The sequence below is a fragment of the Trinickia soli genome, from assembly GCF_002879855.1.
GTDB lineage: Bacteria > Pseudomonadota > Gammaproteobacteria > Burkholderiales > Burkholderiaceae > Trinickia > Trinickia soli.
In genome coordinates this window covers 86,288-107,234 of record NZ_PNYB01000013.1, presented here as the reverse complement: position 1 = coordinate 107,234, position 20,947 = coordinate 86,288, and the positions used below count along the sequence as shown (strand labels likewise).

General features: G+C 61.1%; 19 protein-coding genes. 9 read left to right on the top strand and 10 right to left on the bottom strand.

The window, feature by feature from the left end; genetic code table 11:
* Positions 1-59 precede the first annotated feature (59 nt).
* The 3 genes from C0Z19_RS16515 to C0Z19_RS16505 all read right to left on the bottom strand — a co-directional run bounded on the left by C0Z19_RS16515 (position 60) and on the right by C0Z19_RS16505 (position 3,806).
* On the bottom strand, positions 60-1,385 hold the full coding sequence (locus C0Z19_RS16515) for an MFS transporter (protein WP_102610915.1): 1,326 nt from the start codon (positions 1,383-1,385) through the stop codon (positions 60-62).
* An 82-nt stretch (positions 1,386-1,467) separates the two neighbouring features.
* A complete protein-coding gene (locus C0Z19_RS16510; protein ID WP_102610914.1) occupies positions 1,468-2,226 on the bottom strand; it encodes an SDR family oxidoreductase in 759 nt (252 codons plus the stop codon).
* A 140-nt stretch (positions 2,227-2,366) separates the two neighbouring features.
* Positions 2,367-3,806: an aldehyde dehydrogenase family protein gene (locus C0Z19_RS16505; protein ID WP_102610913.1), complete on the bottom strand. Its 1,440-nt coding sequence runs from the start codon at positions 3,804-3,806 to the stop codon at positions 2,367-2,369.
* Positions 3,807-4,044: 238 nt separating this feature from the next.
* On the opposite strand from C0Z19_RS16505, the gene ppa reads away from it, so the two are divergent.
* Positions 4,045-4,572, top strand: a complete 528-nt coding sequence (gene ppa, locus C0Z19_RS16500) for an inorganic diphosphatase (RefSeq protein WP_102610912.1) — start codon at positions 4,045-4,047, stop codon at positions 4,570-4,572.
* Here ppa and C0Z19_RS16495 read toward each other — a convergent pair.
* Together C0Z19_RS16495 and C0Z19_RS16490 are read right to left on the bottom strand one after the other, a co-directional pair.
* Entirely contained in the window at positions 4,562-4,846 is a 285-nt protein-coding gene (locus C0Z19_RS16495) for a GIY-YIG nuclease family protein (protein ID WP_102610911.1), read from the bottom strand. The two genes, ppa and C0Z19_RS16495, sit on opposite strands and share 11 nt — an antisense overlap.
* Positions 4,847-4,873: 27 nt before the next feature.
* Positions 4,874-6,049, bottom strand: coding sequence for a GNAT family N-acetyltransferase (locus C0Z19_RS16490; protein WP_102610910.1), 1,176 nt, complete (start codon positions 6,047-6,049; stop codon positions 4,874-4,876).
* A gap of 113 nt (positions 6,050-6,162) precedes the next feature.
* Between C0Z19_RS16490 and C0Z19_RS16485 the strand changes: the two genes are divergently transcribed.
* Entirely contained in the window at positions 6,163-7,866 is a 1,704-nt protein-coding gene (locus C0Z19_RS16485; protein ID WP_102610964.1) for an NAD+ synthase, read from the top strand.
* 108 nt (positions 7,867-7,974) lie between these two features.
* On the top strand, positions 7,975-8,313 hold the full coding sequence (locus C0Z19_RS16480) for a P-II family nitrogen regulator (RefSeq protein WP_102610909.1): 339 nt from the start codon (positions 7,975-7,977) through the stop codon (positions 8,311-8,313).
* A gap of 313 nt (positions 8,314-8,626) precedes the next feature.
* On the opposite strand, the gene C0Z19_RS16475 is transcribed toward C0Z19_RS16480, so the two are convergent.
* The gene (locus C0Z19_RS16475) at positions 8,627-9,742 is read right to left on the bottom strand and encodes a porin (RefSeq protein ID WP_102610963.1); all 1,116 of its coding nucleotides are present in this window, start codon (positions 9,740-9,742) and stop codon (positions 8,627-8,629) included.
* A gap of 746 nt (positions 9,743-10,488) precedes the next feature.
* Between C0Z19_RS16475 and C0Z19_RS16470 the strand changes: the two genes are divergently transcribed.
* The 6 genes from C0Z19_RS16470 (at position 10,489) to C0Z19_RS16445 (ending at position 17,541) form a co-directional block, all read left to right on the top strand.
* The gene (locus tag C0Z19_RS16470; RefSeq protein ID WP_102610908.1) at positions 10,489-13,029 is read left to right on the top strand and encodes a type VI secretion system Vgr family protein; all 2,541 of its coding nucleotides are present in this window, start codon (positions 10,489-10,491) and stop codon (positions 13,027-13,029) included.
* A gap of 2 nt (positions 13,030-13,031) precedes the next feature.
* Complete coding sequence (locus C0Z19_RS16465; protein ID WP_102610907.1) at positions 13,032-13,925, top strand: DUF4123 domain-containing protein; 894 nt, start codon at positions 13,032-13,034, stop codon at positions 13,923-13,925.
* 87 nt (positions 13,926-14,012) lie between these two features.
* Positions 14,013-14,546, top strand: coding sequence for a DUF3304 domain-containing protein (locus tag C0Z19_RS29075; protein WP_102610906.1), 534 nt, complete (start codon positions 14,013-14,015; stop codon positions 14,544-14,546).
* Complete coding sequence (locus C0Z19_RS16455) at positions 14,543-16,243, top strand: phospholipase effector Tle1 domain-containing protein (protein ID WP_102610905.1); 1,701 nt, start codon at positions 14,543-14,545, stop codon at positions 16,241-16,243. The genes C0Z19_RS29075 and C0Z19_RS16455 overlap by 4 nt, the downstream gene beginning before the upstream one ends.
* A 126-nt stretch (positions 16,244-16,369) precedes the next feature.
* A complete protein-coding gene (locus C0Z19_RS16450) occupies positions 16,370-16,864 on the top strand; it encodes a DUF3304 domain-containing protein (protein ID WP_102610904.1) in 495 nt (164 codons plus the stop codon).
* A 404-nt stretch (positions 16,865-17,268) separates the two neighbouring features.
* The gene (locus C0Z19_RS16445; protein ID WP_102610903.1) at positions 17,269-17,541 is read left to right on the top strand and encodes a hypothetical protein; all 273 of its coding nucleotides are present in this window, start codon (positions 17,269-17,271) and stop codon (positions 17,539-17,541) included.
* Between the two features lie 68 nt (positions 17,542-17,609).
* On the opposite strand, the gene C0Z19_RS16440 is transcribed toward C0Z19_RS16445, so the two are convergent.
* From C0Z19_RS16440 to C0Z19_RS16425, 4 genes are all read right to left on the bottom strand, one after another.
* Complete coding sequence (locus C0Z19_RS16440) at positions 17,610-18,377, bottom strand: ABC transporter ATP-binding protein (RefSeq protein WP_102610902.1); 768 nt, start codon at positions 18,375-18,377, stop codon at positions 17,610-17,612.
* 3 nt (positions 18,378-18,380) lie between these two features.
* Entirely contained in the window at positions 18,381-19,094 is a 714-nt protein-coding gene (locus tag C0Z19_RS16435) for an ABC transporter permease (RefSeq protein ID WP_102610901.1), read from the bottom strand.
* An 18-nt stretch (positions 19,095-19,112) separates the two neighbouring features.
* Entirely contained in the window at positions 19,113-19,802 is a 690-nt protein-coding gene (locus C0Z19_RS16430; RefSeq protein WP_102610900.1) for an ABC transporter permease, read from the bottom strand.
* 573 nt (positions 19,803-20,375) lie between these two features.
* Complete coding sequence (locus C0Z19_RS16425; RefSeq protein WP_102610899.1) at positions 20,376-20,945, bottom strand: periplasmic heavy metal sensor; 570 nt, start codon at positions 20,943-20,945, stop codon at positions 20,376-20,378.
* Positions 20,946-20,947 lie beyond the last annotated feature (2 nt).

Genomic DNA, 20,947 nt, shown 5'->3' with positions numbered 1-20,947 from the left:
GGCGCCCCATCGATCGAAGCGGCCGGTTCGGCCGATTCGACGTCCGGCGGGTGGTTCCCTTACTTGTTGACGAGCCGCGCCGGCACGCTGAGTGCGAGCAGCGCGCCAAGCACCATGAACGCGGCCAGCATGTACATCCCTGAGTCGTTCGCTCCGGTGGCCTGCTTGAGCCAGCCCACGGCATAAGGACTCAAAAAGCCGGCGAGATTGCCGATCGAGTTGACCATGGCGATGCCGGCTGCGGCGCCCGTGCCGGCCAGAAACGCCGTTGGCAGGCTCCAGAACAGCGGCAGCGACGTGATGATGCCGGCGGTGGCGAGCGTGAGCGCGGCCATCGCCAGCGTCGTGTCATGCGCCCATACCACCGATAGCACGAGCCCGAGCGCGCCCGCGATGCCCGGCAACGCGACGTGCCAGCGGCGCTCGCGACGCTTGTCGGCGCTGCGCGCGACGAAAATCATGGCAACGACGGCCACGGCGAACGGAATCGCAGAGAGCGAGCCGATCATGAATGCGTCGGTTACGCCCGTCGCCTTGATGATCGTCGGCAGCCAGAAGCTGACGCCGTAAAGGCCCATCACGAACGACAGGTAGATGAGGCTCATGAGCCAGACGCGGCCGCTTGCCAGCACGGCCATGAGCGGCATCTCCTCCTTGCCCGCATCTTCGGCGCCGATGTTGCGTTCGAGCAGTTGCTTCTCTTGCGGGTCAAGCCAGCCTGCATCGGCGATGCGGTCGTCGAGCAGGAAGAAGACGAACACGCCGGCGATCACCGACGGCAGCCCTTCGAGCAGGAACAGCCACTGCCAGCCCTGCCACCCGTGCGCGCCGTCGAACGTCTTGAGGATGTAGCCGGAGACGGGGCCGCCGATGACGCCCGAGAGCGCGACGGCCGTCATGAACCATGTCGTCATGCGCCCGCGCCGATGAGCGGGATACCAGTAGGTCAGATAAAGAATGATGCCGGGGAAGAAACCGGCTTCGGCGAGCCCGAGCAGAAAGCGCATCGCGTAGAACATCGCGGGCGTCGTGACGAACATCGTAAGCGCTGAAATGATGCCCCACGAAACCATGATGCGGGCGATCCAGAGCCGCGCGCCGACGCGATGCAGGATCAGGTTGCTCGGAATCTCGAAGAGAAAGTAGCCGAGGAAGAAGATGCCGGCGCCGAGGCCGTAGACGGCGTCGCTCAGGTGCAGGGCGGACGCCATCTGCAACTTGGCGAAACCGACATTGACACGGTCGAGATAGGCGACGAGATAGCAGACGAGCAGCAACGGCAAAAGCCGCCACGAGACCTTGCGGTAGGTGGCTTCTTCGAAGCTCGACGACGGTGCGCCGGCACCGGGCATCGCGAGCGGGTCGACGGGGTTGGGGCTGGCCATACGGACTGTCTCCTCTTCGTTATGTGATCGGTCGTGAGGTGAAACGGTACATCGGTGAAATCCGGCAACTCAGGTAAAGCGGCTACACGCAGCGCCCGCCGTCGACTTCGAGGCTGACGCCCGTAATGAACGCCGCCTCGTCGGACGCCAGATAGAGCGCGGCGTTGGCCACATCCTGCGGCGTTGAAAATCGGCCGAGCGGGATGCCGGCCAGAAAGCGCTGACGGTTCTCGGGCGTGTCCTCGCAGCCCATGAACTGCGCCAGCAGGCCCGTTTCGCCGATGACGGGGTTCACGCAATTCACGCGAATGCGGTCGGGGCCGAGTTCGGCGGCGAGCGCCTTGCTGGCGACGATCACGGCGCCCTTGCTGCCGTTGTACCAGACGAGCCCCGGACGCGGACGCACGGCGGCCGTCGACGCGATGTTGACGAACACGCCGGCGCCTTGCTCGCGGAAATACGGCACGAAGGCCTGCACGCTCCAGTAGATGCTTTTGACGTTGACGGCATAGACGCGATCGAATTCCGCTTCGGTCACTTCCATGACAGGCTTGTTTCGGTGCGTTGTGCCGGCGTTGTTGACGACGATCTGCACGCTGCCGAAATCGTCGATCGCCGCGGTGCGCAGCGCATGCCAGTCGTCGATCCGGGTGACGTCGCCTTCGGCGAAAATCGCGCGCCCGCCTGCGAGTGCGATCTCGCTTGCGACGCGCTGCGCAGCCGAGCCGTTCAAGTCGTTGACGACGACGTTGGCGCCCTCGCGGGCGAACGTCTTCGCGATGCCTTCACCGAATCCGGAACCCGCGCCTGTGACGACGGCCGTCTTGCCCTGCAATCGCATGATGTCTTCCTCCTGGCCTGATCGGCCCTGCCCATTGTTGTATCTCGTCCCGGCGAGCGCCTGCAGCCCGACCGTACGCGTCCGGTCGCACCTGCGTGAATGGACCGCTGCGGTCCACCGCAGCGACCGCGCCCGACGCGCTAACCGTGCCGAATGGCAATCGTCTTGAGCGTCGTGAAACCGTAAAGCGCTTCGAATCCTTTCTCGCGCCCGTGCCCCGATTGGCCCGTGCCGCCGAATGGCAATTCGACGCCGCCGCCGGCACCGTAGTTGTTGACGAACACCTGCCCTGCGCGAATCCGTCTGGCGAGCCGCAGCTGGCGCGCGCCGTCGCGCGTCCAGACGCCTGCGACCAGCCCGTAGCGCGTGCCGTTGGCGAGCGCCAACGCTTGCGCTTCGTCGTCGAACGGCATGGCCGCGAGCACAGGCCCGAAGATCTCTTCCTGGGCAATGCGGTGTTGGGGGGCGACGTCGATGAAGAGCGTCGGCGCCTGGTAGAAGCCGCCGCGGGGCGCTTCGGCGACGATTTTGCCTTGGGCCGCGAGCCGCACGCCGTCGCGCTCGGCATCCGCGATAAATTGCGCGACGCGCCGATGCTGCCGGGCATTGATGAGCGGGCCGCAGTCGGGATCGAGCGCGCTCGGCCCGACGCGCAGCGCGTCGAACGCGGCCGAGAGACGCTCGACGAGGGGGGCGTAGATCGCGCGCTCGATCAGCACGCGGCTGCCGGCCGAGCAGGTTTGCCCGGCGTTTTGGACGATCGCCGCCAGGAGCGTGGGCAATGCGGCGTCGAGGTCGGCATCGGCGAAGACGATCTGCGGCGATTTGCCGCCCAGTTCCAGCGTGACGGGCGCATGGTGCTCGGCGGCCAACTGCGCGACGAGCGTGCCGACGCCGGGCGATCCCGTGAACGAAATATGATCGACGCCCGGGTGGCGTGCGAGCGCCGCGCCGGCCTGCGTGCCGTAGCCCGTCACGATGTTCAATGCGCCGTCGGGCAGCCCGGCCTCGGCTGCGAGCGCCGCCACGCGCAGCAGCGAAAGACACGCGTCTTCGGAGGGTTTGACGACGCAGGCGTTTCCGGCGGCCAGTGCTGCGCCGACGCTTCGCCCGAAGATCTGCAACGGATAGTTCCACGGCACGATATGGCCCGTCACGCCATGCGGCTCGCGTACGGTCATGACCGTGTAGCCCGCCTGATAGGGGAGCGTTTCGCCGTGGAGCTTGTCGCACGCGCCCGCATAGAACTCGAAGTAGCGGGCGAGCGCGGCGGCGTCGGCGCGCGCTTCGCGCAGCGGCTTGCCCGTATCGCGCGCTTCGAGGCGCGCGAGTTCGTCGCCGCAGGCAGCGATCAGCAGCGAAAGCCGCGACAGAATGCGGCCGCGCTCGGCGGCGCTCGTTTGCCCCCAGGCATCGTCGTAGGCCGCACGAGCCGCGCGCACCGCCGCATCCACGTCGGCGGCATCGCCACGCGCGATGCGGGCGAAGACCTCGCCGTCGGACGGATCGATCACGTCGATCGACTCGCCGCTCGCGGGGGCCGTGGCGCGACCGCCGATGAAGTGTTTCGCTTCTTCCATCATCCAAAGCTCCTCGTGGTCGCACGGATCGGATCAGAACTGTCAGTCGAAACGTCACTCGGAGGGCATTATGGCCCGATCCGCGCGCAAAGTGCGCATGCCTGCTCGGCTATAATGGCGCGCAACGCCCGTCGCGCGCTCCGGCGCGCCTTCGGGGCGCGCCTGCATCAGCCGCCGCTGCCGTGTCTGGCGGCGCGAGCCCTACGTTTTCCCATTTCCATTTCCTGAAGAGAACGCCATGAGCTTCAATCACGTCCCCGCTGGTAAGGATCTGCCGCAAGACTTCAACGTCGTCATCGAAATCCCGGCGCAAAGCGATCCGGTCAAGTACGAGGCGGACAAGGAACTGGGCCTGCTCGTCGTCGACCGCTTCATCGGCACGGGCATGCGCTACCCGGTCAACTACGGCTACATTCCGCAAACGCTGTCGGGCGACGGCGATCCCGTCGACGTGCTCGTCATCACGCCGTTCCCGCTGATCCCGGGCTGCGTCGTGCGCTCGCGCGCCCTCGGCATGTTGCAGATGACCGACGAATCGGGTGTCGACGCGAAGCTCGTCGCCGTGCCGCACGACAAGCTGTGCCCGATGACGGCGCACATGAAGTCGATCGACGACGTTCCCGGCTACCTGAAGGACCAGATCAAACACTTCTTCGAGCAATACAAGGCGCTCGAAAAGGGCAAGTGGGTCAAGGTGGAAGGCTGGGCCGGCATCGACGCCGCGCACAAGGAAATCAGCGAAGGCGTCGCGAACTTCAAGAAGTAACGAGTTCGGGCATGACCGACTCCAACGTGCGCTCGCCGGCCGCGAGCGCACGCTTATCGGCAGCGCAAAGCTGCTTGACGCGGTATTCGGCGCGCAACGCGCTCGAACGGTCGGCCAACTCGAACGAAGCCAGCAGCGCGACAGGTTTGCGCGCACGCGTATAGCGGGCTCCCTTTCCGGCCGCATGCTTGTCGTAGCGCGCTTGTACATCCGTGGCGATGCCGGTATAGACGCTGCCGTCCGCGCATTCGATCAGGTAGAGAAACCAAGCCATCGTCGCGTGATCCGTGGGTGTGCCGGGCTATCCGTGCTTCTTGAACGGATCATGTTCGCGCAGTTCGTCGAAGTGCGCGTGAATGAGGTTCGATTCGTTTTCCAAGAAACGCGCGACGGCGTCCGAATAAGCCGGATGCGCGAGCCAATGCGCCGAATGCGTGACGGTCGGCATAAAGCCGCGCGCCATCTTATGCTCCCCTTGCGCACCGCCTTCGAACACGCCCAGCTTTTCCTCGATGCAAAACTCGAGCGGCTGGTAATAAGCCGTCTCAAAGTGCAAGCACGGGACATGCTCAACGGCGCCCCAATAGCGCCCGTATAACGCCCCTCCTGTTTGCGCATCTCGCTGATAAACGATCAGCGAACTCGCAATGGGCCGGCCTTCGCGCTCGGCGATCACGAGCAGCAGATTCTCGGGCATGCTCTGCCCGATCATGCGAAAGAATTCCAGATTCAAATACGGCGACGAGAAATGCTCGCGATACGTCTGCCGATAACATCGATTGAAAAACCGCCAGTCGGCATCGGACGCATCCTCGCCGCGCACGCGCCTGAAGGTGACGCCCGCCTCACGCACCTTGCGGCGCTCGGCGCGAATGTTCTTGCGCTTCTTCTGTTCGAGCGTCGACAGGAAATCTTCGAAATCCCGATAGCCGTCGTTGATCCAGTGAAACTGGATGCCCTCGCGCCGCATCATGCCCAGTGCTTCGAGCGTGTCCGCCTCGTACTCCGTGGGAAACAGCACGTGCAGCGATGACACGTCCGATTGCTCGGCCAGCGCCACGAGCGTAGCGGCAAGCCGGCTGCGCGCGTGCTCGTCGGTGGCGATGAGCCGTGTGCCCTGCACGGGCGTGAACGGCACGGCGCAGACGAGCTTCGGGTAGTAGGCGAGCCCGTTGCGCTGATAGGCGTCGGCCCAGGCCCAATCGAACACGTACTCGCCATACGAATGCTGCTTGACGTAGAGCGGCGCCGCGGCCGTGAGCGCGCCCGTTTGCGCATCGACGAGCGTGACGAAGCGCGGCGCCCAGCCCGTTTGCCCGGTGGCGCAATTCGTGGTCGTCAACGCGCTCAGAAATTCATGCCGCAAAAATGGCGTCGGCTGCGGCTGGCGTGCAACGAGCGCGTTCCACTCGCGCGCGTCCACCTCGAGCGGCGAGTCTAGAAGCCCCATGCGATAATCGATGCGTTCCTGTTTCAACTGTCGTCCGACCGTGTTCTTCGGGACGGTGCGATGCCTGTGCGTCGCACACCGCGCCCGTCGTTTATTTCGCCGAGTCGTCCGGCCGCAACGGCCGCTTGCCGCTCACTGCCATGAAAACCCGTATTGCTCTAGCACAAATCAACGCTACCGTCGGCGATTTCGCCGGCAATATCGCCAAAATCGTCGACGTCGCGCAGGCGGCGCATCGCGACGGCGTGAAACTGGTCATTACGCCGGAGCTTTCGCTGTCCGGTTATCCGCCGGAGGATCTGCTGCTGCGCCCGGCGTTCTATGCCGCGTGCGCCGCGGCCTTGCGCGAGCTGGCCGCGAAACTGGCGCCGCTTGCCGGGCTGCACGTCATCGTCGGCCATCCGCACCGTGCTGCCGATGCTGCGGCGGCGAGCGGTCATGGTAATGCAAACGCGCCGATCCAGCGCGGCGCAGCTCCCGTCGACACCTACAACGCGGCGTCGTTGATCGTCGACGGCCGGATTGTCGGCACCTACCTGAAGCAGGATCTGCCCAACACGGAAGTTTTCGACGAGAAGCGCTACTTCGCCTCCGACACGACTCCGTTCGTGTTCGAGCTCGATGGCGTCAAATACGGCGTCATCATTTGCGAAGACGCATGGCACGCATCGGCGGCGCAACTCGCGAAGGCGGCGGGTGCGCAGGTGCTGTTGATTCCGAACGGCTCGCCGTTCCACCTGAACAAGGACGCGACGCGCGTCGACATTGTCCGCGCGCGAGTGGTCGAAACGGGCCTGCCCGTCGTCTATGTCAATCTCGTCGGCGGACAGGACGAACTGATCTTCGACGGTGGTTCGTTCGTGCTCGATGGGCAAGGCGAGATGGTCGCGCGCATGGCTCAATTCGTCGAGGGCCACGCGATCGTCGAATTCGAAGGCGCACGGCCGCTGGGCGGTGAAATCGCCGCCGCGGAGTCGCTCGAAGCGCAGGCGTATGCGGCGCTCGTACTCGGCGTGCGTGATTACATCGGCAAGAATGGCTTCCCGGGCGCGATCATCGGCCTTTCGGGCGGGGTCGATTCGGCGCTCGTGCTCGCGGTTGCGTGCGACGCGCTGGGTGCCGATCGTGTGCGAGCCGTGATGATGCCTTCGCGCTACACGGCCGACATCTCGACCTCCGATGCGGCCGAAATGGCGCGGCGCGTCGGGGTGCGCTACGACGAAATCGCGATTGCGCCGATGATGGAAGCGTTCCGCGGCGCGCTCGCGCCCGAATTCGAAGGCCTACCCGAGGATGCGACGGAAGAGAACATCCAGGCGCGCATTCGCGGCACCTTGCTGATGGCGTTGTCGAACAAGTTCGGCTCGCTCGTGCTGACCACAGGCAACAAAAGCGAAATGGCCGTTGGCTACTGCACGCTGTATGGCGACATGGCCGGTGGTTTCGCCGTGATCAAGGACATCGCGAAAACGCTCGTCTACCGTCTCTGCCGCTATCGCAACAGCGCGACGCGGTTCGCGAGCCGCGACGTGATCCCCGAGCGGATTCTCACGCGCGCGCCGTCGGCAGAACTGCGCGAGCACCAAACGGATCAGGACAGCTTGCCACCGTACGACGTGCTCGACGCGATCATGCGCATGTACATGGAAGAGGACAAGTCGCTCGCCGACATCGTCGCGGCCGGCTATGCGCGCGCGGATGTCGCCCGCGTGACGCGCCTCATCAAGCTCAACGAATACAAGCGCCGGCAGGCGCCGATCGGCATCCGCGTGACTCATCGTGCATTTGGGCGCGACTGGCGCTATCCGATCACCTCGCGTTATACCGAGCCGATCCAGTCATAGCGCTGTCACGCCGTTGCGCTGGCCGGACGCGGGCGGCCGCGGCGTAGAATCGCTGGATCGGGTCGTCCATTTGTCCGTTTTAAGTTCGTTGATCTTACGAGGCACGCCATGAAACGCATTACCGCCATCATCAAACCGTTCAAACTCGACGAAGTGCGCGAAGCGCTGGCCGAAGTGGGCCTCACAGGCCTGACGGTGACAGAAGTGAAGGGCTTTGGACGCCAGAAGGGGCACACGGAGCTGTACCGTGGTGCCGAATACGTCGTCGATTTCCTGCCGAAGGTGAAAATCGAAGTGGTGGTTGCGGCCTTGCAGTGCGACCAGGTCATCGACGCGATCATCGGCGCGGCTCGCACGGGCAAGATCGGCGACGGCAAGATCTTCGTGACCGAAGTCGAACGCGTGATTCGCATTCGGACGGGCGAAGAGAACGAAGCGGCAGTCTGATTCGCTTCGATCGACGAAATGATCGGCCGGGGCGCTCGCCGTTGCAACGGGCACGGGCGCATTGGTTTGTTCAGTTTGTTCGGTCTTTTCGCTTCTTTCGGTCTGCGGATGCGAGCGCGAGCCATCGCCCTTGCACGGATAGCGCCGATCTGAACACACAAAAAAAAAGGTGCGATGCCCTGACGGGACACCGCACCGATACGCGCCTCTCGCAGCAGCGTGAAACTTAAAACTCGTATAAAACTCGTGGAACACCCGGGCAAAGCCCGGGTGAAACCCGATTAAGACTTTTTTTGTAGGCTACGCCGTTCGTTTAGAACGAGTGCTGAATGCCAGCGTAGACGCCCGATTGGCTGTGGCCGGGCAGAGGGTTGTCCGCATTGCCGACGCCGTTCGCTTCCAGGCTGAAGTTGGCATTCTTGCTGTTGCGTACCGTTGCGATCTGGATGTCGAGCAGCGTGCGCTTGGACAGGTTGTACGTGCCGCCGATCGTGTAAATCGTCGCATTGCCCGCACCGTTGTTGCCGTTCACGTGATAAACGGCGGCGATAGCGGCTGCGGCCGGCGTGGCTTGCCACGTCACACCACCCCATTCGTGATCAAGCGTCGAGGGCACGCCAGCGACTTGCGCGTTGATACCCGAGGTGCGGATAGCCTGGTAAGCACCTTGAAGTTTGAACTGGCCAAGGAACACGTTCACTGCAGCCGTGTACTCGCGCGAGTAGTTGTACGCGCCAGTGTTCGCCGGGTTCCCGCCGGCAGCGACGGTGCCGTTGAGCTGGCCATTTGCCGGGTCGCGGATTTCGTCATAGATGCCTCGCACCTGGAACAGCGAGTTCGTGTACGTCAGTTGCAGACCGGCTTCGCGGCCTTGGCCGTTCGCGTTATTGCCGTTCCAGTTCGTCGCATTCGACAGCGCGTATTGGCCGTAGATGTCGAAACCGTTCCACTTCGGCGATTGGTACGCGATGTTGTTGCTCGACTGCGGCCAGTTGCGGCCACGCACGAGCGATGCCGACGACCAGCTCGATTGACCGAACGGATCGAAGTCCCACACGCCGTTCGCGATGTAGAGCATGCGGCCCATCGTCAACGTACCGTAGTTGGCATTGGACAGGCCGACCGTCGCCCAACGATTGAAGAGACTGCTTTGGAGCTGGCCGTTCATCAGGTTGAAGCCGTTCTCCAACTTGAACACAGCCTGATTGCCGCCGCCCAGGTCCTCAACACCCTTCAAACCCCACAGGCTCGTGCCCCAGTCACCGCTCTCTGCGCGGAAACGCGAGCTCGAACCGCCGCCAGCTGCATTGGGGATGCCCGTCATGTACTCGATACCTGCGTCGACGCGACCGTACAGCGTCACGCTGCTTTGAGCGTGGGCGATGACGCCAGCCGACATGAGCGCTGCGGCGAGCAAAGCTTTCTTCATCTTCTCCTCCATTACCCTGTCAAAAGTGAAGCCACTACTGCGAATAGCGCTCGGGCGAGAGCATCGCCCGAGCGGGAATTTTTCTAGGGAGATCCATCGGAACGCGCGAGGGTCAGCCGCGGGCCTGGTGAGCCGTTCGCGCTGCGCTCGGGTTCGAGACCGCTCGTGGGGGCGGTGTCTCCTCGTTTGAAGTAAAACTACATTTGTAGAACTTTGTTTTGCTACTTTGGTTACTAATTTAGCAAAAATACATCCCGGTCGCCAAGCAAATCGTAGTCTTGCTAGCCGGTGTCTCTAAATTGCCATATTCAGATGGTGGGATATCGAGTCGGGGCGCCCCGCCGCGCCTTGCGGGATGTAGTGCAGCAATACACTCACATGTTGTGCAGGACTGTGGTCGAGGATTTTCGGTATTGACGTCAAATATTGGTTGGGGTAGTCGAATTTATCCGGTGTGAGCGTCTTTGTTCGTCGATTGTGCGAGCGGTAGTGCAGGCCGTTGACAAGCGCCGTGTATCCGCGCCGCCCGACGCCTTACCGCGGTTTCCTCAGCCTTGAGAGGGTCTCTTTCCCTTCCTGCGTCGATCGTGCCCGGCCGGAACCAAGCGAGTGCGGGCGCCCACCCTCGAAATCTTCCGAATTGGCCGATAACGCATTGATCGTGCGTCCTCTCGCGTATTCGTGGCCGCATCGATTAAAATCAACGCCCAATAAAAACGCAAAGATGTCTGAGAGGGCCGATCTCCATGGGATCTCAATTGCTGTCCGACACCGCATTCGCGGGAGGCGGGCAAGCCGGTCGTTTGCTTCGACTCGACACGCCATTGGGCGCGGATTGGTTGCTGCCATTGCATGCTAAGGGCACATCCAGGTTGGGCCGGGATTACGAGTTCGTCGTCGACGCCGCATCGACGAAAGGTCGTGAAATCGAATTGAAGGCTTTGATTGGGCAGCCGGTAACCTTGTGGCTGCAGCAAGCCGATCGCTCGTATTTGCCACATCACGGGTATGTCAAATCGTTCTGCAGGCTAGGCAGCGATGGCTATCTGACGTTCTATCAGTTGCGCTTTTCCTCCTGGATGTGCTTTTTGCCGCTGCGCCGCGATATGCGCGATTGGCAGGAGCAAACGGGCGAGCAGATTGTTGCCGATGTGTTCGACCAACATCCGCAGGCGCAGGGCGCATATCGCTTCGATCTTCGGCAAGCCATGCCGCAGTATTCGAACCGCGTGCAATGGGAAGACGACTGGAATTTCGTGCATCGCAGTTTGGAAGAGGCCGGCGTATTCGGTCGCTTCGAGCAGGCTGAGGATGGCAAGTCGCATGCGCTGGTGTTGATGGACGATTTGTATTTCGTGCCGCGGCTCGCGGATAAGACAGTGCGGTTTGTCCGCACGGGTCTACGCGAAGAAAGCGAGGGATTTACGCAGTGGAAAGAGCAACAGCTGATCCAAAGCGCGAAGCTGACGACGCGAACCTTCGATTACAAGCGGCCTGATCTGCATAAAGAGGTGCGCAGCGCGATCAGCCCGCGTGACGATATCCCGGCGCAAGGCGAGGTGTACGACTATACGGGCGCGTATTCGTGGGGTGTGCGCGATCGAGGCGAGCATCAAAACGCCATGTGTGTGGAGGCGTGGGAATCGCTGATGAAGCGGTTTCATGGGATCGGCAGCTTGCGCTCGGCGCGGCCCGGGTATTGGTTCACGTTGGAAGGGCATCCGATCCACGAAAAGGAGCCTGAGGAAGATCGCGAGTTCGCGATCTTGGAGACGACCTGGACCATTCGCAACAACCTGCCCGGTATGGATGGCGTGGCCGATTTCGCGGACAGTTTGCAATCGGAAGTGTCAGCGGCCGCGCGGGCGAATGCGGGCGGGGTGAAGGTTCGTCATCCCGATGGCAGCGAAGGCTATTTTCAAGTCGAAATTGAAGCGCAACGGCGGCGCTTGCCGTTTCGCAGTCGGTTCGAGCATCGCAAGCCCGTTCTCGAATTGCAGACCGGGATCGTTGCCGGGCCCGATAGCGAGGAGATTTATACCGATTCGCTCAACCGGGTGAAGGTGTGGTTTCCGTGGAATCGGCGCAATGAAGGCGATGAAAAGGCGTCGGTATGGGTGCGGGCTGCGTTTGCCGATGCCGGGCATCAGCGCGGGGGGCATTTTCCGCTGCGCAAGGGCGATGAGGTGGTCGTCGGCTTTATGGGCGGTGATTGCGATCGGCCAGTGATTGTCGGCCGTATGCATGGTGGGCCGACGCCGCCGGTTTGGCACACGAACGGGTTGCTGTCGGGGTATCGGTCGAAGGAGTATGGCGGCAGCGGATTCAATCAACTCGTTATGGATGATGCGACGGGGCAGAACCGCGTCCATCTATATTCGACGAGCGCGGATTCGCATCTGCATCTCGGCTACCTGATCGATCACAACGGCAACACGCGGGGCGGGTATCTCGGCTCGGGCTTTGATCTGAAGTCGAATGCGTATGGTGCGATTCGGGCGGGGCAGGGGTTGTATGTGTCCAGCCATCCGGCTTCGGTCAAGCAACCGATGGATGTGGGGCCGGCCAGTAAGCAGCTCGTCAATGCTGAGAGCGTGGTTGAGGCGTTGTCGGATGCGAGCGCGGGGCATCAGGCGGAGAGTCTGAAGGACGGGCACGACTCGCTGAAGGCGTTCACGGATGCGACACAGAGCAGCGTGTCCGGCGATGCATCGAGCGGCGGCAGGACAGCGGGTGGAGGGACCGGCAACGCGAATGGCTTCGCAGAGCCGATCATGCTGATGGCGAGTCCATCGGGTATCGGGCTGTCGACCCAGCAATCGACGAATATCGCTGCGGACAAGCACGTGAGCGTCGTCAGCGGCGCGAGCACTCATATCGCTAGCGGGAAGTCGCTCATCGCTTCGATAGGCGAGAAGCTGAGCCTTTTCGTGCAGAACGCGGGGATGAAGTTGTTTGCGGGGAAAGGGAAGATCGAGGTTCAGGCGCACTCTGACGGAATCGACCTGAGCGCGCATAAAGGTGTGAAGGTGATTTCGATCACCGATGTCATTGAAATGGCCGGTAAGCGCGAGGTCCTGCTGACTTCAGGCGGCGCATATATCCGCATCAAAGACGGCAACATCGAAGTACACGCCCCGGGGTCCATCGATGTGAAGGGCGCGAAGCGCGTGTTTGCCGGGCCCACGGAGATGCCGTATCCCATGCCTCAACTACCGCAGCAAATCTGCGTGGAGTGCATGATTCGGGCGGCACAAACCAAGATGCCTTTCGCGATCAGCAACTGAAGATGAACGACGAAGAATTGCTTAACGGGTTGCGATCGGTTGGCGCCGTGCAAGGCGAGGGGCTTACCCTCTACGCGTTGCTCGATAGCGCAATCTATGCCGGCGCGACGATGGATGAGACGGGCAAGAAGTTCGGCAACCTTGCATCGGTGCTGGTCGACGCGCAGCTGGAGTCGCTTTTTGTCTATGCGTTCGACGACGAGCGCACAGACGCGTCGCCGTTGCTCGTGTCGCTTAGTGATCTGAATGGTGGACTCGCCGCCAGGATCGCAACGCTGGCGCGCGAATACCATCTGACGAGTTGGATCTGGTCGCCGCTGCCGTCCAATGAGCTTGCTCGTCATCTGGCTGCATTCATTCGTGCGAAATTCGGAGATGCCGCTGCGATGCTTCGACCATACGATCCGCGCGTGATGGAAGACATCATTGCGTGTTTTGATCCGGGAAGGCAGGCGGCCTTGTGGGGGCCGATTTGCGCTTGGGCGTATGTCGATGAGGACGGTGTGCTGAAGCAATTGTCGCGTTCGCGGGTGCAGCCGGCGTCACGGGTTGTCACACCGCTAGTGCTTGACGAGGACGAGCAACGACGGTTCGAGGCGCTGGCAAGTCGGATTGCGCTCCAAACATACGTCGAGACACACGCGCCGTCGATCATGACGCCCTTGACGCCCACTCAGCGGAAAGCGTTCAGTGCGCTGCAAATCGAAATCGGCAACCGGCTGAACGTTGAATCGATGGGAGATTTGTTGATCGTTGCGGCGCTGTCCGGCGCTTACGGGGCTGAATGGATCGACGAAGACGCGATTGCACCGTTGGTGCGGTCTGTCTCTTCTGGCTCGACGTCGCTGGCAATGGTGGCGACGGAGATCAGCCACCGGTTGGAACAGCGATCGTGATCGTGATCGCGAGTGCCCTATGGGAACTGCGGTTCGTTTGGCGTCGGGTGCCGTGGCTGTGCCGTTATTGGGCGCTGACGTTGGTGAATGACGCTAACAACATCGATAAACAATCAATTCCGCTGGCAACATAAATTCGTTATGCGAACCTTAGACCGAATTGCGCTCGCGTCAGCGTTGCTGTGTGCACTTAATGGATGCTCGCGTGCGAAGCCGATTGGACTCGCCGTGGAAGGGTACAACTACACGAACCGGTACGTCGCGAGTTTCACGGTGACGGACGAAAGCGGAAACGGGGCATGGGGCGGGAACGTCGAACTGAGCACACCGACGGCTGGGGGGGGTAAGTCCACCTGCTGTGTAATGCTTGATCCGAATGTCAGTCGGCCCGTTCGACTGCGCGTCGACTGGACGTTGGACGAGGTAGACGATGCGATGGGACATGTAATTGCGCCTGAAATGAAGAGGCAGGCATGGGTGACAGTAGATCCTCCCTTTCCCAGTGATCCTCAAAATCTCGAAGTACATTTTTATCCCGATGGTCACGTAGAAGCTGTTGTGACGCACTGGTCGTCGCCGCCTCGCATTTTGCTGCCGGAAGGACGGAGGCCGACACCATGAGTGATGCCGCGCTTCTTCCTGATGCGGAACTGATCGCCAGACCGTCCCCGACAAACGTGGTGCGGCGAGCAGCACAAATGGCGTCGGCCGCGATCGACCGCCCTCATACAACAGCATCCTGTATCGCCGACGTATGGTTCACCGCCTTCTTTGACGGGACCAGCAACAGCATGTACGACGAGGATTCGCGTCCGCCGGAACAGCAGGCTTATACCAATGTCGCGAGGTTGTTCTTGGCGCATGAGTCGCAAGACGATTCAAAAGGAATATATGCGCAATACCTGCAAGGAGTCGGGACGAAGTTCCCCGAAATAGGGGATGGAGGTGGTGTCCAAGGAGCAGCCACAGGCTTCATGGGAATGGAGCGGATCGACTTTGCCGAAAAGCGTCTCGGAATCGCTGTCAACACCCAGAAGTCGCGCGGTTTCAAGATCGACACGGTGCATGTGGCGGTGTTCGGCTTCTCTCGCGGTGCTACTTTGGCGCGCTCGTTTGTCAACCGGCTCGCTAACCAGTCTAAGCGGCAAGGGGCACATTGGGTACGCGATGGTGCCCGGTTCCGCATCTACTTTGTTGGAATTTTCGATACTGTGGCGTCGGTCGGATTGCCCCGCGATCACAATACGTACGCCAAGGAGCTTGGCATACCGCCAATGGTTGAACGGTGCGTACATATGGTCGCCGGGCATGAACTCAGATTTGCGTTCCCACTTGATTCGGTGCGGCGTGATGGTCGGTATCCGACGAATACTGTTGAGTACGTATACCCGGGAGTCCATTCCGACGTTGGAGGCGGTTATGCGGTAAACGAACAGGGGCGGTCTAACGCGTATGCAAGGCTGCCCCTGCACATGATGTATCGGCAGGCGTATATGGCGGGGGTGCCGCTCAATCCAGCAGAGAGGTGGCAGCCACATGTCCAAAAGCAATTCACGGTTTCCGATGACCTGCCCGTGGCCTTCCGCGCCTACATGACTGCCCTGGAAACCAGCGGCGAATCCCTCGAAGAGCAGGCCTTCGGCCATCTGAAACTCTATTGGCGTTGGCGCAAACTTCGCTTGAATGACGAAAACGCGCCCATCCCCCAGCGACTCGAAACGCTCTCGCAGCAGGCGAAGCAGGAAAACAAATCGCTGTTCCAGCGATTGAGGTTGCTACGGGACGACGATACGCGATTCCTCTTGTTCAAAGCTCAGGGCGGCATCCTTACCAAAAACCAATCCGCGCAGCTGAGGAGCAACGCTACGCAAGAGGCTGCACTCGGCAAAGCAATATCAACGAACAACCAGTTCGGAACCGACACCGCGCAAGCGGAGGAATCCGACCGCACCCTGCAAGGCGAAGCGCGCGCACTTGACCGCATCGTGGCGGGCGGCCGCGCATCGGTCTGGGAGAAAGCCGTCTGGGAGGCATGGAACGATCCACGTCCTTTGCCTCAGGCAGTCGCTGCGTTCTTCGACAATTACATTCACGACAGCCAGGCCGCGTGGAATCATGCAACGGACGCAGCGGCAGTCGCGTTAAATCAAGTCGGCGCTGCGCAAACCTGCGGTCGCTACTTCAACGTGATCGCGGCGAAATACTGTGCAGAGGTCGAGGACGAGAATAGAGCCGGCACGGTCAAATATTTACGACCGCGCACGCTCTTCTTTGGCCCGAAGGAGGCGGTTTTCGCCGCGTCGGACACAAACCTTTAGGGTGACGAAGGCCGATCGACGACCATTGAGGTAACCGGCAACACAAAAATTCTGACACCCCCTGCGCGTCGGAGCACGAACTGGAGTCCAACCTTGTGTGCGACCGCCCAATGAGAATTGTATTTGATGTCTGGCCTCGCTGTGAGAACACCTATTCGTATTGTTTTTGTTGCCTCTTTGATGACTGCGCTGATTGGATGCTCGCGAGCCAAGCCAATCGGGCTGTCCATCGAGGGTTATAACTACACGAACCGGTTCATTGTCGATCTCACAGTTACAGATGAAAGCGGTAATAGTGCTTGGGGTGGAGACGTGCTACTCAGCACGCCCACTGCAGGCGGGGGGAAAGATGCTTGCTGCGTAATGCTTGATCCAAATAACAAAAGGCCGGTTCGCCTTCGTGTCGCCTGGATGTTCGATCGGGTAGATGATGTGAATGGGCATACGATCGCAGCGGCAGTAAAAAAAGCGGCGTGGGTAACGGTTAATCCACCTTACCCCAGCGATCCTCGAAATTTCGAGATTCATTTTTATCCGGACGGTCACGTGGAGGCTGCGGTGACCCACTGGTCCTCGCCGCCACGCATTTTGTTGCCCAAGGACCGGAGGCCAACGTCATAAGTGACCTTGCAATTCGCTTTGGAAGCCGTCTGCGGCACAGATTGTGACGCTAGCGGCTCATTGATTTGATAAGCGAAGTGAAAAAAATTAAGAGAAAATGATGAAATCAGCATTTCACATGCTTCTGACGTTGAGTATTTACTTGGGGATGAATTGCGCCGCTTATGCGTCAGACGTCGATGCGGTTGGGGGTGTTTAATTTATCTCGCCATTCTTTGTGACGATAAACCATGAGAGCATTTCGGCGCGCCTTTGCAACAATCACGTGTGTCCTGGCATTGATTCCGTGCCACGCTTTCAGCGCGCCGCCGTTCCATAAAGCAGTCGCAGTCTTGCACATTGACGATGGTGGCGTTTACACGACCGATTGGACTGTCTACCCACTTCGAGTGGAACGAATCGACATGACCAATCAGAAGCCTGAAGAGATGATTTTAGCGCTGTTCGAGGATGGAAAAGAGGGTGGATTTACAGGGGTTGTCAAAATTTACTGTGATCAACCGGTCGCCTCTTACGTTTCGACCGGCAACAGCGGAATGCAACAGTTCAACGATGTCTCGTTGAAAGACATGATGAAGAGTGAAGCGTTTCCTCGCAAACTCGTTGAAAACGTATTTAAATTATTTTGCGAAAATGTTTCGCTAAAGGCCGCGGATCTCAACATGAGCCGGAATTGACAAACTATAGCCGGCAACAAGGGACCCCGCCAACCGCGGACGCGGTCACTCGCAGTGACTGTCGCGCCCTACTTCAAACTCCCCGCCAAAAACTGCTTCAGCCGCTCGCTCTTCGTATTGGCAAAAACCTCATCAGGCTTGCCTTCTTCCTCGACGCGCCCCTGATGCAAAAACATCACGTGATTCGAAACGTTGCGCGCGAAACCCATCTCGTGCGTCACGACAATCATCGTACGGCCTTCCTCGGCCAACTTCTGCATCACCTTCAGCACTTCGCCCACCAGTTCGGGATCCAGCGCCGAAGTAGGCTCATCGAACAACATCACATCGGGGTTCATCGCCAACGCCCGCGCGATCGCCACGCGCTGCTGCTGCCCACCGGACAAGTGCGACGGATACTGCTTCTCAAGCCGCGGCGCGAGCCCGACCTTCTCCAGATACATCCGCCCACGCTCTTCGGCTTCGCGCCGCGCGAGCCCCAACACATGCATCGGCGCTTCGATCACATTCTCGAGCACATCCATATGCGCCCACAGATTGAAGTGTTGAAACACCATCGACAGCTTGGTGCGAATGCGCTGCAACTGTTTCTGATCGGACACGCGTAGCGCACCGGTCTTATCCTTGTTCGTCCGCACCTCTTCCCCATCGACGTAAATCCGCCCAGCGCTAGGCTGTTCGAGGAAGTTGATGCAGCGAAGCATCGTGCTCTTGCCTGAGCCCGATGAGCCGATGACGCTGATCACATCACCGGCATTCGCTTTGAGGGAGACGCCCTTGAGGACTTCGTTGTTGCCGTAGTGCTTGTGCAGATCGTCGATGAAAAGCTTATGCATGAGTTACTTGCCTTGCGGGCGCAGATAGGCGAGCCAGCGCCTTTCGGCGCGGCGAAACAGCGCGACGAGCGCGAACGAGATGCCCAGATAGAGCAGCGCCGCGATACCGAACGCCTGGAACGACATATAGGTGGCCGAATTCGCGTCGCGCGCGATCTTCAGAATATCGGGCACGGTGGCCGTGAATGCGACCGTCGTCGCATGCAACATCAGAATCACTTCGTTACTGTAAAGCGGCAACGCACGCCGCAATGCCGAAGGCAGAATCACGCGCCGATAAAGCGTGAACGTCGACATGCCGTACGCGCGCGCCGCTTCGATCTCGCCGTAGGCCGTCGCCTTGATCGAGCCGGCGAAGATCTCCGTCGTATAGGCACATGTGTTCAGCGTGAACGCCAGAAGCGTGCAGTTCATGCCGTCGCGAAAGAACGCGTTCAGCAATTCATGGTTGCGTACGACTTCAAGGCTGTAAAGCCCCGTATAGCAAAGCAGCAGCTGCACATAAAGCGGCGTGCCGCGAAAGATGTACGTGTACAGCCAAACAGCGCTCGACAGCACCTTATTGCGCGAGACGCGCGCCACCGCCAGCGGCACCGACAAACAAAAGCCGATGCCGATCGAGACGACGAGCAGCCACATCGTGATGGCGAGGCCCGTGATGCGATAGCCGTCGGTGAACAGGTAGTTGCGCCAGTAGTCGTGAATCAGCTCGATCATGGTGTTGTGTGACAGACCTTATAGCTCGGCCTTGCGTACGCCGATCGAGTAACGCTTCTCGAGCCACAACAGCACGAGATTCGATATCGTCGTGATCGCGAGATAGATCGCACCCGCGATCAGCGTGAAGAAGAAAAACCGCAACGTGCCTTTCCCGGCGTCTTGCGTCGCCTTGACGACATCGGCCAGCCCGATGATCGACACCAGCGCGGTCGCCTTGACCATCACCTGCCAGTTGTTGCCGATGCCGGGCAGCGCGAAACGCATCATCTGCGGAAACATGATGCGCGAGAACGTCTGCCAGCTTGTCATGCCGTACGCCGCGCCCGCTTCGAGCTGCCCGCGCGGCACCGAAAGAAACGCGCCGCGGAATGTTTCCGTGAAGTAGGCCCCGTAGATGAAGCCCAGCACGATGACGCCGGCGATGAACGGGTCGATATCGATCTCGTCCCAGCCGACGAAGTCGGTGAAATTGTTCAGCCAGATCTGGATGCTGTAAAACAGCAGCAGCATCAGCACGAGGTCGGGCACGCCGCGCACGAGCGTCGTGTAGACCGTGCCGGCGCCGCGCGCCAGTCCGTTCTTCGAGAGTTTCGCCGCTGCGCCGATGAGGCCCAGCACGAAGGCGAGCGCAAGCGAGAGCAGCGACAGCTTGACGGTCTGCCAGGTGCCGGCGAGGATCAGCGGGCCGTAGCCTTGTAGAAGCATGGTAGGAAGTGCGGTCCTTGACGGCGCGCGCATGGTGCGCGCCGCGAAATTCTAGGCGGACAAAAAAAGCGTGCCCTGATGTCAGTGAACCCGCCGCCGGCGAATCCGCCTGCGGCTGGCTGCGAGCGCAACAGAAGCGGGCGGGGCCGTCAACTCACGGGCCACATCCCTCTCGTCGCGCCCGGGCGGCGCCGTCTTACCGGTTGCCCGCGCCCGGTCGAGGCCGTCCGAGGGCAAAAAGCGCGGTATTTTAACCGAACGCGCGGTCGGTGCCAGTGCGGTGAACCCGAGGAGTGCCACCGGCCGGTGCGATCGGCCGTGCCGGAACCGTGCGCGGGCGGGGCGGTTCCAGGGGCGAACCTGCTACGCCGCGCGTGCCTTGAGCGCGTACCGCACGCCCCTGCAGCGGGCATCAAGCGCCACACGGTCACACAGTCATCCGGTCACCAGCCACATCGCCGACGTAAAAGACGTAAACGACGAACGCCGCGGCCGAGAGGCGCGCGGCGTCTGTGGTGCCTGGCGCGCCCCGCCCATGCGGGCGAGGCGATCATCCGGCTTAGGCGCAGGCGGTTATTGATTCGCCGGCGCAGCCTCCGACGCAGCGCCCTGCCGCTGCTCCCAGCGCTTGTGCATATGTTCCCGTATCGATTCCATCCTCGAGAAACGTTGCTTGAACATATCGCTGACCATCGTCTTTTGTTGGTCGTCGAGCGCGTTGTAGGCGGCCAGCCAAGCCGTCGCCGTCTCCTCGCGCAGGCGCGCGCCGTCTTGCTGGGTCTGCATATGGGCCGCGTGCAGCGCGTTCATGTCGAGGATCGGCTGCTGCATCATCGTTTTGAGCTGCGCTTGGATTTTCTCGCGGTCGACCCGCGCGGCGGCACGGTCGCGTTTCATCGTATCGAGGGCGCTTTGCCAGAGTTTGTCCTGGTCGCGCGTGAGCTTCAGGCGCGTGTGCAGATCGGCAAGCTGCTTTTCCATCATGAAGCCGCCATGGTGATGCCAACCCGCGGCGGGGCCGGCGTCCGGGCCTGGCCCGCTCTGCGTGCCGGCCGCGTAGGCGCCCAGCGAGAGGGCCAGCGCCGCAGCGGCTGCCGTGACGAAGCGTAAAGGGCTGCGAGTGGTGGGAGAGAGGGCATTCATCG

What these genes read in the sequence shown, in the direction of transcription:
- C0Z19_RS16435 (WP_102610901.1), bottom strand. Translation starts at nt 19,094, where the DNA reads ATGATCGAGCTGATTCACGACTACTGGCGCAACTACCTGTTCACCGAC.
- C0Z19_RS16430 (WP_102610900.1), bottom strand. Translation starts at nt 19,802, where the DNA reads ATGCTTCTACAAGGCTACGGCCCGCTGATCCTCGCCGGCACCTGGCAG.
- C0Z19_RS16455 (WP_102610905.1), top strand. Translation starts at nt 14,543, where the DNA reads ATGAGTGATGCCGCGCTTCTTCCTGATGCGGAACTGATCGCCAGACCG.
- C0Z19_RS16465 (WP_102610907.1), top strand. Translation starts at nt 13,032, where the DNA reads ATGAACGACGAAGAATTGCTTAACGGGTTGCGATCGGTTGGCGCCGTG.
- C0Z19_RS16470 (WP_102610908.1), top strand. Translation starts at nt 10,489, where the DNA reads ATGGGATCTCAATTGCTGTCCGACACCGCATTCGCGGGAGGCGGGCAA.
- ppa (WP_102610912.1), top strand. Translation starts at nt 4,045, where the DNA reads ATGAGCTTCAATCACGTCCCCGCTGGTAAGGATCTGCCGCAAGACTTC.
- C0Z19_RS16440 (WP_102610902.1), bottom strand. Translation starts at nt 18,377, where the DNA reads ATGCATAAGCTTTTCATCGACGATCTGCACAAGCACTACGGCAACAAC.
- C0Z19_RS16445 (WP_102610903.1), top strand. Translation starts at nt 17,269, where the DNA reads ATGACCAATCAGAAGCCTGAAGAGATGATTTTAGCGCTGTTCGAGGAT.
- C0Z19_RS16495 (WP_102610911.1), bottom strand. Translation starts at nt 4,846, where the DNA reads ATGGCTTGGTTTCTCTACCTGATCGAATGCGCGGACGGCAGCGTCTAT.
- C0Z19_RS16505 (WP_102610913.1), bottom strand. Translation starts at nt 3,806, where the DNA reads ATGGAAGAAGCGAAACACTTCATCGGCGGTCGCGCCACGGCCCCCGCG.
- C0Z19_RS16425 (WP_102610899.1), bottom strand. Translation starts at nt 20,945, where the DNA reads ATGAATGCCCTCTCTCCCACCACTCGCAGCCCTTTACGCTTCGTCACG.
- C0Z19_RS16480 (WP_102610909.1), top strand. Translation starts at nt 7,975, where the DNA reads ATGAAACGCATTACCGCCATCATCAAACCGTTCAAACTCGACGAAGTG.
- C0Z19_RS16475 (WP_102610963.1), bottom strand. Translation starts at nt 9,742, where the DNA reads ATGAAGAAAGCTTTGCTCGCCGCAGCGCTCATGTCGGCTGGCGTCATC.
- C0Z19_RS16485 (WP_102610964.1), top strand. Translation starts at nt 6,163, where the DNA reads ATGAAAACCCGTATTGCTCTAGCACAAATCAACGCTACCGTCGGCGAT.
- C0Z19_RS16510 (WP_102610914.1), bottom strand. Translation starts at nt 2,226, where the DNA reads ATGCGATTGCAGGGCAAGACGGCCGTCGTCACAGGCGCGGGTTCCGGA.
- C0Z19_RS16515 (WP_102610915.1), bottom strand. Translation starts at nt 1,385, where the DNA reads ATGGCCAGCCCCAACCCCGTCGACCCGCTCGCGATGCCCGGTGCCGGC.
- C0Z19_RS29075 (WP_102610906.1), top strand. Translation starts at nt 14,013, where the DNA reads ATGACGCTAACAACATCGATAAACAATCAATTCCGCTGGCAACATAAA.
- C0Z19_RS16450 (WP_102610904.1), top strand. Translation starts at nt 16,370, where the DNA reads ATGTCTGGCCTCGCTGTGAGAACACCTATTCGTATTGTTTTTGTTGCC.